Annotated in this window: 8 protein-coding genes; 2 read left to right on the top strand and 6 right to left on the bottom strand. The window is 38.2% G+C overall.

Annotation, left to right across the window (positions count from 1 at the left end; translation table 11 throughout):
- Positions 1–33: 33 nt before the first annotated feature.
- The 6 genes from FLJC2902T_RS12915 to FLJC2902T_RS16270 all read right to left on the bottom strand — a co-directional run bounded on the left by FLJC2902T_RS12915 (position 34) and on the right by FLJC2902T_RS16270 (position 7578).
- Positions 34–474: a Fur family transcriptional regulator gene (locus FLJC2902T_RS12915; protein ID WP_023574367.1), complete on the bottom strand. Its 441-nt coding sequence runs from the start codon at positions 472–474 to the stop codon at positions 34–36.
- A gap of 34 nt (positions 475–508) precedes the next feature.
- Entirely contained in the window at positions 509–1216 is a 708-nt protein-coding gene (locus tag FLJC2902T_RS12910) for a hypothetical protein (RefSeq protein WP_023580253.1), read from the bottom strand.
- Positions 1217–1219: 3 nt separating this feature from the next.
- Positions 1220–3439, bottom strand: a complete 2220-nt coding sequence (locus FLJC2902T_RS12905) for a RelA/SpoT family protein (RefSeq protein WP_023580252.1) — start codon at positions 3437–3439, stop codon at positions 1220–1222.
- A 192-nt stretch (positions 3440–3631) separates the two neighbouring features.
- On the bottom strand, positions 3632–4024 hold the full coding sequence (locus FLJC2902T_RS12900) for a response regulator (RefSeq protein WP_023580251.1): 393 nt from the start codon (positions 4022–4024) through the stop codon (positions 3632–3634).
- A gap of 21 nt (positions 4025–4045) precedes the next feature.
- A complete protein-coding gene (locus FLJC2902T_RS12895; protein ID WP_035678746.1) occupies positions 4046–7336 on the bottom strand; it encodes a PAS domain S-box protein in 3291 nt (1096 codons plus the stop codon).
- 98 nt (positions 7337–7434) lie between these two features.
- Positions 7435–7578 carry a hypothetical protein gene (locus tag FLJC2902T_RS16270; RefSeq protein WP_155958910.1) on the bottom strand — a complete coding sequence of 48 codons (144 nt, stop codon included), beginning with the start codon at positions 7576–7578 and terminating at the stop codon, positions 7435–7437.
- 89 nt (positions 7579–7667) lie between these two features.
- Between FLJC2902T_RS16270 and FLJC2902T_RS12890 the strand changes: the two genes are divergently transcribed.
- Together FLJC2902T_RS12890 and FLJC2902T_RS12885 are read left to right on the top strand one after the other, a co-directional pair.
- Positions 7668–8234, top strand: coding sequence for a DUF6642 family protein (locus FLJC2902T_RS12890; RefSeq protein ID WP_023580248.1), 567 nt, complete (start codon positions 7668–7670; stop codon positions 8232–8234).
- Between the two features lie 589 nt (positions 8235–8823).
- On the top strand, positions 8824–12491 hold a 3668-nt coding region (locus FLJC2902T_RS12885), incomplete at its 3' end, for a PKD domain-containing protein (protein WP_155958908.1).

Below are 12491 nucleotides of genomic sequence, written 5' to 3'. Positions count from 1 at the left end.
TTTTTGAGACGGCTTGTAAAAGCTGTCTTTACACTATTCCTGTTTTTTTGTCGCGTAAAAATAAAGCGAATGATTGTGAATGCTGATGCCGAAGATTTCTTCGATAGTCTGTTTTATCGTTTGAATTCTCGGATCACAAAATTCGATTACTTCGCCGGTGTCGCTCATAATAATATGATCGTGTTGTTTGTCGAAATAGGACTTTTCATAATGTGCCTGATTCTGACCGAACTGATGACGTCTCACCAAACCGCATTCCAGTAACAACTCTATCGTATTGTAAAGCGTGGCACGGCTTACACGATAGTTTTTGTTTTTCATTTTGATGTACAGTGATTCAATGTCAAAATGATCCTGACTTTCGTAAATTTCCTGAAGGATAGCATAGCGCTCCGGTGTTTTACGGTGCCCTTTTTCTTCAAGGTATTTCGTGAATACTGATTTTACAATCTCCTGATTCTTATTATTTTCCATGTAGGTTTGCTATGAAAGACCGGCAAAGATAAGGTTATTTTTTGGGAGGTGAAAGATTAATTTGTTCGGAATCAAAAAATGAATTCCAAATTTCAGGTTTAAGATGTTTTGCCATCCAATCGGCTCTATATTCACCATTATGGATTAATGTAACTCCATCTGGTTTTATTATGCCATGCGAACCGCATAATGTTGGGTTTGTGAAAATGGTTTTTCTGAAAAAATTATCTTTATCGGTATAAAAATATTCTCTTTTTGACTTTGGATTATTTGAAAGTATAATATCTTCCTCAAATAAAATCAGAAAGACCGAATTTTTATATGTTTTTTCGATGAATCTTTTCTGAGTATCGTAATGCTCTTTTCGGCGGTTTATTAATCCGCGGCTCATTTTATTGGAAAACCAATCCGAACAAGCATCATCTTTATAGCTGTAAGTAATAATGAAAATTGTCGAGTCCGAGAATGTCTTTCCGGAAAGTTCTTCTGCTTTTCTTCTGAAATCGGCATAATTAATTTTGTAGGCGCTATATCTTGGAGCATTGAACTGATAAACTCTTCCACTGTCGGGAGTTATTCTGAAAGCCATCGCATTATCAGGATATTTTGAACCCAAATCCATAAAATCCGAACTTAATTTTTGTCCGTAAGGGTCTAATTTGTATTGCGCCTTACGGTTTTGTGCGGGGGCAATTGAATGCATAAGCAGTACAGCCAATAATAAAACAACTAGTTTGATCATCAATTAAATATTGTTTACCCGTGTTACTTTATCCACCCCGTCAATTTTCTTGATATTTTCAATCATTTTTTTCAGAATCATATTGTTTTGTACAATAACCGTAACCTGACCGTTGAATAAGCCCGCTTCACCGCTCAATGAAATGCTTTGGATGTTCACATTCATTTGGTTTGAAATCACTTTCGTCAGTTCATTCGTTAATCCGATAGTGTCCATACCAGTGATTTTTAGTGAGGCCTTGAATTCTTCCTGAGAGGAGTCTATCCATTTTGCCTGAATGATGCGATAGGCGAAATTCGACTGCATACTGATAGCATTCGGGCAGTTTTTTCGGTGTACTTTAATACCTTCACTAATGGTTACAAATCCGAAAACATCATCTCCGGGAATCGGGTTGCAACAGGTGGAAAGCTTGTAATCCAGTTTGTCCTGTTCAGCACCGAAAACCAATAAATCATAATGTTTGCTGATTTCTTCCTTATGGATGTGTTCTGCATGGTGGGTTGGGGATCTCTTGATGGTTTTCTTGAAGAAATTAACCAATGTATTGCTTTTCTGAGCGGCATAATCTTTTAACTGCTGGTTGTCGATAGTGCCAAGTCCCGCGCGATAGAACAAATCCAGACTGGTTTGCAGTTTGAAAAAGTTTACCAGTTCGTTCACGGTCTGCTCGTTAAGCGTAACCTTAAGATGACGCAATTTCCGGGTAAGGATTTCTTTTCCGTCTTCTGCAATTCTTTTGGTACTCTCGTTGAGAACGTTTCTGATTTTGTTTTTAGCCCGTGATGTGGTTACATAATCCAACCAGTTCGCTGTTGGTTTCTGATTGGGTGAGGTGATGATTTCCACCTGATCCCCACTGTTTAAAACATGATTTAGCGGAACCAGTTTTCCGTTAACCCTCGTTCCTCTAGTTTTTACCCCGATTTCCGAGTGAATGCTGAACGCGAAATCCAAAGAAGTGGCGCCTTTTGGCAACGATTTGATTTCTCCTTTTGGAGTAAAGACGTAGATTTCTTTAGCATATAGATTCAGTTTGAAATCCTCGACAAAGTCAACCGCATTACTTTCTGCATTTTCCAATGCTTCTTTCAGCTGATTCAACCAAACGTCCAAACTGTTTTCTTCAGAAGCGCCTTGTTTGTATTTATAGTGTGCCGCGTATCCTTTTTCGGCGATCTCATCCATGCGTTCGCTTCGCACCTGAATTTCCACCCAACGGCCTTTCGGACCCATGACGGTAATGTGCAGGGCTTCGTATCCTGTTGATTTCGGAGAAGAAATCCAATCCCGCAAACGGCTCGGACTCGGACGGTAATGATCGGTTACTATCGAATAAATCTTCCAGGCAAGGAATTTTTCGTCGTGCGGATTTGATTTGTAAATGATTCGCAGGGCAAATTTGTCATACACTTCGTCAAACGTAACGTTTTGTGCCAACATTTTGCGTCGGATGGAATACACGGATTTCGGTCGGCCCTTCATCGTATATTCGATACTTTCCTCGTCCAGAGAACCTTTAAGAACATCAGCTATAGATTTTATATAGGCCTGCTGTTCTTCTTTGCTCTCTTTCATTTTGCTTACAATATCGTTGTAAACAGCCGGTTCGGTATATTTTAAACCTAAATCCTCCAGTTGGGTTTTGATGTTGTAAAGTCCCAATCGATGGGCGAGGGGAGCATAAATGTATAAGGTTTCCGATGCGATTTTGGCCTGTTTGTAATCCACCATGCTTTCCATGGTTTGCATGTTGTGCAGACGATCGGCGATTTTGATGAGAATTACACGGACATCATCATTCAGCGTCAACAACATTTTACGGAAGTTTTCCGCCTGCATCGAGATTTCCTGATCGGTTTTTACCTTGGCGATTTTGGTTAAACCGTCTACGATTCGTGCAATCTTCGGGTTGAACATCTTTTCGATGTCTTCCACGGTAATATCTGTATCTTCAACCACATCATGCATCAGTGCTGCAGCTATGGAAGTTGCTCCCAAACCGATTTCGGAAGCTACAATTTTAGCTACGGCTATCGGATGGAAAATATAGGCTTCCCCTGATTTACGGCGTTGGTCTTTATGTGCATCCACAGCCACGTCGAACGCTTTCCGAATCAGTTTTTTGTCTTCTTCGGAAAGGGTCTGATAGCTGATGCGGAGGAGTTCTTTATATTCTTTCGCAATCGCTTTGTTCTCGGCTTCTAAATCGATCTCTATCATAGTAATTCATTCAGTACCTAAAAATAAGGTAAAGAAATGAAGTTTGCAAACGGATTGCCGTATATATTTTTAAAGTTTCCGGATTTTCAAGGGCTGGAAGTTTTGTTTTAGTCGGGGTAACTGTGGTGGAAGTTTTTATAAAATACGGAGTGAATCGCAGGGCTGTAAAAATGAAAAACCAAACAAAAAGGATTAGAGTGATTCTAAAACTTCTATTGTTAATGGCTTTTCAATAAAATCTTTAATATTGGGATTGGCTTGTGAGTTTGCCAAATCTTCAGGATTAACAGAAGAGGACAGGATGTAAATAACAAGTTGTTGTTTTGAAACAGTGCTTGTCTTTTCAAATTCAGCCATAAATTCCCAACCGCTCATGGTGGGCATATTGATGTCAAGAAACAGTATGGTTTTTCCCGAGAAAGGTTCACTTAAGTTGTTTGTGATGTATTTTAAACCCGTTTCCGGTTCGGTAAAAGTGATGACATTCGCATCGGGAAAAACTCTTGCAATCTGATGTTTACAGATGAAGTTGTTTAATGGTTCGTCATCAATTACAATAAAGCGGTATTTTTTATCTATGTTCATTATCCCGTCTTTTTTCTTTAATTATTGATTTTCAAATTCTATTCTGAATTCGGTTCCTTTGTTTACTTCACTCTTAATTGAAATTTTTCCATCCAGAGCTTCTACTTGTGTTTTTACCATGTACAGTCCCATTCCTTTTCCTTCAGTATGAAAATGAAAGCGCTTATATAAGCCAAATACCTGATCTCCTTTATTTATAAGATCGATGCCAAGACAGTTGTCTTTAATAATCAGTATGACTTTGCCTGCTGTTAACTCGGTTTTGATTTCTATAACGGGATCGAGATTGGGTTGCCGGTACTTAATGCTGTTGGAAACCAGATTGTATAAAATGGAATACATGTAGCTCTTAAGTGTTGTTATTTCATTTACGGCGTCAAAATCTAAAAAAAACTGAACATTTTCTTTTTGCACGATGTTTGCAATATTTTTTTTTAGATCTCCCAATAATGCTGATAATTGGATATTTTCTTTCTTTTCACTGATCTGGCTCTTAACCACAAGTATATTGTTAAGATCTTTAATGACATCATCCAGTTTATGTACGGAAGTGTTTATTCCTTCCCACATTGTCTTCTTTTCTGTTTCGCTTAAGTGTTTAGTGCTGAGGAGGTCCGTTAAGCCAATGATTGTGGCGACCGGACCACGTAAATTGTGTGAAACAATGTATGAAAATTGTTGAAGATCTCTGTTTCTTTGCAGCAATTCGCTGATGGTCTTTTCACGCTCCAATTCCATTATCTTGCTATAACTGGTGTCACGTAAAACCATTGAAGCCCCCGTAATCCGGCCTTCGGTATTTATGATGGGAGAAATGGTAAGTGAGGCATAAAGAAGCTCGCCATCTTTTTTTCTTCTTTGGGTTTCATAATGGTCGACAGATATGCCCATTTTTATTTTTTCAATTATGTTTATATCTTCTTCCAGTAATTCGGTGGGAATAATGGCGCTTATATGTTTTCCTATGATTTCTTCGGCAGAATACCCTAATATCTGTTCAGCACCATGGTTCCAGGAAGTCACAATCCCGTCTAATGACTTACTGATGATGGCATCGTCTGAAGAATTAACAATGGAGGTGATTAATAATTGTTGTTCTTCAAATTTTTTTCGTTCGGTTATATCTCTGTAGTTGATTACGTAATGCTTCACACTTTCATTATGAAGCAAATTGGTTAATGTTCCTTCTACCCATTTATATTGCTCTGTATTATGAGAGGTGCGGAACTGGATGGGTATTGGCTTGCCAAATGAGGTTCGGGCCTGTTCAATGATTCTTAAGCAATTTGGTAAATCATCAGGATGGAAAAGGTTTGTCAGGGGACTGGTATTGTAATCTTTCTCCATAAGGCCTGAGTTACGCATATAAGAAGGGCTGCGATAGGTTATCTCCAGATCTTCATTTATTAAAATAATGGTATCGCTTATGTTTTCAATTAAGGCGCGGTGTTTTTCTTCACTTTGTTCTAATTCCTTTTCAATTTTTTTACGTTGCGTGATATCAATATGGGTTCCTACGGTAAGATTGGTTAAGTTTCCTTTTTCATCCCGCAGGGTTTGGCCTCGTGACCAGATCCAGATCCAGTCTCCGTTTATGTGTTGCATACGGAAATAATTCTCGTAAGTGCCAACAGAGCCATTTTTTAAATATTCGGCAAAATGATTGGAGGCTTTTTCAAAATCCTCTGGATGTAGCAAGTCAATCCAGGTTTCCTGAAGATTTTCGTTGCCCGACATATCATAATCCGTTTGTTTTCGTCCGAGCATACTGAAATACTCAGGGCTGCACCATAAATAACCGTTGTCAAGATGGTATTCCCATGCGCCGGTATTTGAAACGGTAATGATTGATTTATACCGCTCCTCGCTTGTTCGTATTTTCTCCTCGGCTAATTTTCGGTCGGTTATATCATGGAAAATGACTAGGTATTCATCTTCCAGATCGGCATAGTTAAATTCGATAAAGCGGCTGGAACCGTTTTTACAGCAAACTTTTGCCTCCATAGGTTCAAATCGAGTGTTGGTTGTGTTGGTGCGTTCCATTCGATCAAACCACTCTTTTTTGACAATTTCGCGATAGTTTTCTTCAGGGTAAGCAAGCGGCCACCATTCATCAGTGCTCGGCACATCATCAGTAGTGTATCCAAATACTTCTGTGAATTGTTTATTAAAAAAAACTATTTCCTGGTTGGACAGGGTAATAGCCATGGGGATAGGGGAGTTTTCCATAACCCGAATCAACCTCTCTTCACTCGATTTAAGTCGGTTAACAGCCAACAGAAGTTCTGTTACATCATTGGCCAGTGCGAGTATGGCGGTATGGTTATTGTAGATTATTTTATGGGAAGTAATTTCCATCCGCATCTCTTCACCATTCTTTTTCAGGTGTGTCGAAGCCATATTTACCGAAGGTTTCATGCCATTTAATAAATTTTTGGCATGTTCTTTCATTTTTTCGTGGTCTTTTTCAGGCCGTAACTGCAATACCGTCATGTTTGTAAGTTCCTCCCTCCTGTAGCCGTATTTTTCTATCACAGCATCATTCACCTCAAGAATGTTTAAGGTTTTCGGGTCCCAGATAATATTGCAGGCCGGACTGTTTTTAAAAAGGTATCGGTATTGTTTTTCCGCTTCTTTTATTTTTTTATTGCTTTCACGCAGTTCTTTGATGAAATCATTGATGTTCTTAATGAGGTAATGTGATAAAAGAGCTGTAATTACCAATGTAAAGCCAATAATGAATATGAATTTTTTTGAAGCCGAATTATAACTTTTAATGTTGCTTGTGTGTATCGTTTTACTTACTTTAAGCTGCATTTTTATTAATGTGCTAACTCTGTCTCTCAATGGTAATAGCGTAGGATATAAGGGAGTCCCACTTATTTTTTTAAAAGCGGTAACGTCTTTCCTGTCTAACGCGTCTTTTAACTGGTTAATGGACAGGTTTGATTTATTCAGTAAAACGGTGGTTTCATCGGCTAGTTTATTTTCTTCGGGAGTGAGGTAGGTAAGCAGGTATGTATTCCAGTTATTGTTGATATTGTCCTGGCATTCCTGTATTTTCTTTCGGGCCTCGGCATAGTTTATCTCTCCCTCATTGGTTTGCTTAACGGTAAGAAGGATTGTTCCATAGGAATAACGGATATTCCCCAAATGTTCCAAGGGTAACAAACGATCGGCATAAAGCGTTTGGAGATTTTCATTCAGTGCCCTCATTTGTTGAAGTCCATACACGCAAATTCCAATCATAAGACCGAAAAAGATAAATACCAGAAGATAAAGCTTGGAGAAAGCATTCAGTTTATTTATCATAAAATAAGGGGTGATTAATTACCTTATTTACAAAAATACAGATAAATAATTGAAAAAATACAAGTTTTTAAACCGTCTAAAATTTTTGAAAAATAATGTTATATTTCCTGATTTTGAGGGGCTGAAAATTCAATCCGTTTGATATCCAAATCCTGAAAATCATAACTGAAATCCGTCCGTTCCGAAAACGGTTTCATTTTGATATTGTTGGCCTTTCCGGAATTGCCATATGTACTCTTCATGAACCTCATATCTCGGGATGGGGTTTTTAATTAAAGAAATAGCACAATAATATCCTTAAATTTGCATTAAACGTACTAAATACGAAACGATGCACGATAGTAATGAGTATTCTAAACTTTTTTGTCTGGAAGGGGTTAAGGATGTGGATGAGTTTAACGATAGTAAGATTCTGCCTTCCTTGGAACATTTGGCGTTGCAGCTTGGGATTACAAGTATTTATAAGACTTGTGACAGTATTGAAAGTTTTGAGGAGAGTTTGAATGCCTTGCTCTATGAAGACCGGAATTACAAGGATTATGAAATTATATATCTGGTTTTTAAGGGTGAAGAGAATAGTATTGTACTAGATGATTATTATTACAGCTTAGAAGAAATTGCCGAATTTTTCGAGGGCAAGCTCACTGACAAGATACTGCATTTTGCCAATACTAAAGTCTTAGACTTGAGTGAGGAGGAAGCACAATACTTTTTGGACGTAACGGGGGCTAAAGCCATTTCAGGTTACGGAAAACAGGTTCCTATATTGAGCAGCCTACTCGATAACCAATTTTTTGCTATATGTCAGGAGTATGATGATGTGGTGACTATAGTTGAAAGGCTCTTCGAAAAACACTACGCCCTTTGTAAGAGTATGGATTTCAGATTGTATTATTAAGAAGTATTTTTAATAGCCCCGAAGTCGCTTCAAGAGGTGAGTCCTGATGATCTGTTTTGTTTTTGGAATAACGTCTGAATATGGATAGGTTTGTGGTATTGTCCCTTTGAGTGGGTAATTTTCTTCATAGTTATAAAATTCATAAGTTGTATTATGGCGATTTATGTGAGAATTGAAGATTAACTTAACAGTTGTTCCTGAAATCGTTACGGATACTAATTTAGAGTTTCTACTTTATTCTTTATAACATACCTTTGACATCAATTTTTTAATTAATGCTATAATTCTTATAAATTAATTATTTGCTACCTCAATTACATTATTCGCTTGTATCATATTTTACAGATTGATCCAAATTAATTGTTTGATAATGATTAGTTGGATGATGTTTTATAATGGAAATCCAAATGATGGAAGTTGAAATAATTGTCATACAACCATTGGAATGTGTATACCATAAGAATCGTTGTTTGTAAAGATTATGAGAAGAAAGTGAAAAAAGTTCAGACATCATAAATTCCCGGAAGACAGGAAAGACATTAATACCCAAATAAATAAATAGATTACAAGAAAAAGTAAGCCCCAAAATATGAGTAAATTTTACAAGATTTTATTTTTTTCAAAGAATATGGTAACTCATAAGTTACTGGTTTTAATATTGTTATTTTGCGGATTATCCTCAAATAAAATATGGAGTGCAACAAAATATTCTGCATCAGATTATCTCACTGAAAATATTGTTGCTGTAGGGTTTACCACTAATCCGGCTGTTATAAGCGGAACCGTAACCATTTGTAAAGGACAATCCGTAACTTTTACAAATACATCAACTGGTGTGGGGGCAAACCCAACGTATGCTTGGTCTTTTCCGGGCGGAAGTACAACCAGTGCAAATACCGCTGGGCCACATACAATTACTTATGCTTCCGCTGGAACCTTCACGGCTAGTTTAACCATTAATGGTTCAAGTAGTAGCGTAAATGTTGTTGTATCAAATAATACGGCTAGTAATCCTGTTATTCAGTTAATTGATGGAAATTCTTGGGGATCATCCACCTTTAACGGAAATCAATATTTTACCTATTGCTCTGGTGATGCCAATACAAGTGGAGGGATGTTTTCCTTTACCACAAATTCAACGAATACATCTATTACTACACAACATATATTTAACTGGGGGGATGGATCACCAAATGATACCCATACAGGTGTTAACGCAGGAGATACTTATCATTTTTATCAAAATTCAGGCACTTATACGCTTACCTATACGGTTGTGAATTTACTAGAATGTACTAGTGTGAAAACTTTTAATGTTTATGTAGGAGCCAATCCAACAGCAACTATAAACCCCGGAGGAATTCCTGTTCTTTGTAATCCGGGAAGCGTCACTTATAATATTTTGCCCGGTGCTCAAAACAGCCCAAATAGTATTTACACCTTCCAGGTAAATGATGGAAGTGCCCCCGTTATTTTTAATCATCCACCTCCGGCGACTTATACGCATACGTATACTGATGATTCATGTGGGACATCTTCTGTAATTAACGGAAGTACTTATCCTAATTCATTTCAGGCTTCAATTACGGTTTCCAATCCTTGTGGAATTAGTAGTAGTGCCTTTGGTCCTATAAATATTCAGACGCCACCGGATGCTAATTTTACTCGGACTCCAAATAACAACACAATTTGTCAAGGAACAAGTGTACAATTTAATGATACCACAATTGGAGGAACCAATATTGGAGGATCACCCGGCTACACGTGTACAAGTACATATAAAAAATACTGGGTTATTAATGGTCCCTCAGGAAATATTCCTGTTGCGACTAATGGAACTTTAATCGCAAATACATTTATTACAGCTTCAGAAAATTTTGGATATAACTTTAATCAACCAAACAATTCAGGGGCATGGATCCCAGCTGCCTCAAGCCAGCTGAATATTACTTTTAATACACCAGGTATTTATACTATTACATTATATACAGGATCAAACTCATGTGGAATTACATCTGAAACACAAACCATTTGTGTTAGTCCGGAAGTAATTGCAGATTTCACTTTAAACCCAACAAGCGGTTGTGCACCTACAACCGTGCAATTAGACAATCTATCGAGCTTACCGGGATGTTCCAATACGAATGTATATAACTGGCAAATAACACCTTCTAATCCGCAAAACTGTCCTAGTGCGGTATCACCGGGTTGGAGTTTTTTATCAGGAAATGCAAGTGCCTTTGAGCCCGAAATTACATTTACAAGTCCAGGAGTTTATACCATTCAACTTACGACATCATTGCAAAATGCGGTTGCAGGTTCTTCATGTCAACCCGATGTAAAGACACAATCCATCACTATAAAAGGCAAACCAACAACTACCTTAAGCCCCCAAACCATTTGTGAAGATGACACTATAACTTTAAACCCCACGGTTTTTAATTGTTATGCAACGCAAGCGGTTACTTATTTATGGAATTTTGGCGGTGCATCTAATGTGACTGTTTCCAGTACTACAGCTGCAAATCCTACAATAACATTTACAGCACCGGGAACTTATAATTATACATTAACATTAACAAATGAATGTGGCAGCAATGTGTTTTCAAGTAGTATTGTTGTAAATCCTGCTGTTGACATTACAGCATCCGGTCCAACAATTACTTGCCTTAACACTCCTATACAGTTAACTGGTACCATCAGCGGAGGTACTACAACAGGAGCTTGGACAGCTTCAGTTCCGGGAGGCAGTTTTAGTCCAAACAATACTGCATTATCACCAATCTATACCCCACCATTAAATTATGTAGGCGCAGTAACATTTACATTAACATCTTCAGACCCTCCTGGTTTATGTCCATTAAAATCTGCATCTTTTACTGTTAATATAAACCCGGCACCATCAGTGCCCGCACAAGCATTATCTGTTTGTTCCGGAAATGCATTTACGGCATCATTAACTAACAACCCTCCGTCGGTTATAGTCCCAGTTGGTACAACTTTTACCTGGACTGTTTCAAATCCCGCCGGTATTACCGGAGTTTCTAATCAGGCAACCCCGGTAGGTACAATTAGTCAGACATTAGTAAACACAACAAATGCTCCGATTAATGTAACTTATAATGTCACAGCGTCAACAGGAACGGCGCCAAATAATTGTACAAATAATTTCATTTTAACAGTAACGGTTAATCCTAAACCGCAAATTCCAAATCAAACATTATCGGTTTGTTCCGGAAATGCATTTACGATGTCTTTATCAAACAATCCGCCTACTGTTATTCTACCAACCGGAACAACATATACATGGACTGTAACCAATCCTGCCGGAATATCAGGAGCTTCTAGTCAAGCTGCACCAGGAGTAAGTATAATTTCACAAACATTAGTTAACGCAACCGGTGCACCTATAAATGTAGTATATAATGTAACGGCTACTTCGGGCTCAGGAATGACTGCATGTAGTCATAATTTTGCTTTAACAGTAACAGTAAACCCAGCTCCGAATGCAGCTATTTCAGGAAATGCGTCCGTTTGTCAAAATGCTGCTTCTCCTGTAATTACTTTTACAGGTTCAAATGGGGTAGCACCTTATACTTTTACTTATACTGTAAATGGAGGGGCTAACCAAACAATTTCGACAATTTCTGGTAATTCCGTTACACTAAATGCTCCGACTTCCGTTTTAGGAACTTTAAATTATTGTTTAGTAAGTGTAGTAGACTCCAGTACTTCTTTATGTGTAAAGACAAGTACTGCTTGTGTTTCCGTTGTTATCAATCCATTGCCAACAGTATCTACGCAGCCTACAGCGACGCAAAGTATCTGTGTGGGCGGAACAAGCTCAGCGTTAAGTGTTGCTTATACGGGCGGAGTGGGTACTCCAACCTACCAGTGGTACAGTAATACAAGCAATAGTAACACCGGGGGAACTATCATCGGGGGAGCAACTTCATCATCGTACACGCCAGCTGTATTCGCTACCGCTGGAACATATTACTATTATGCCGTAATCACTTTAAGCGGTAATGGTTGTGGGAGCACTACCAGTGCAGTAGCACAGGTTATAGTAGTTCCGGATCCTGTAGTCAGCACTCAGGCTTTGGCAACGCAAACCTTATGTCAAAATAGTGCTGCCGCTAATTTGACAATTGCTGTAAGTGGCGGAATCGGAACGTATAGTTACCAATGGTACAGCAACACCAGCAACAGTACTACAGGTGGAACAATTATATCCGGAGCTACAAATGCTACTTA

The sequence above is a fragment of the Flavobacterium limnosediminis JC2902 genome (assembly GCF_000498535.1).
Lineage (GTDB): Bacteria > Bacteroidota > Bacteroidia > Flavobacteriales > Flavobacteriaceae > Flavobacterium > Flavobacterium limnosediminis.
Note: the sequence above shows the minus strand (reverse complement) of the source record. Positions and strands in the feature narration are given on the sequence as shown.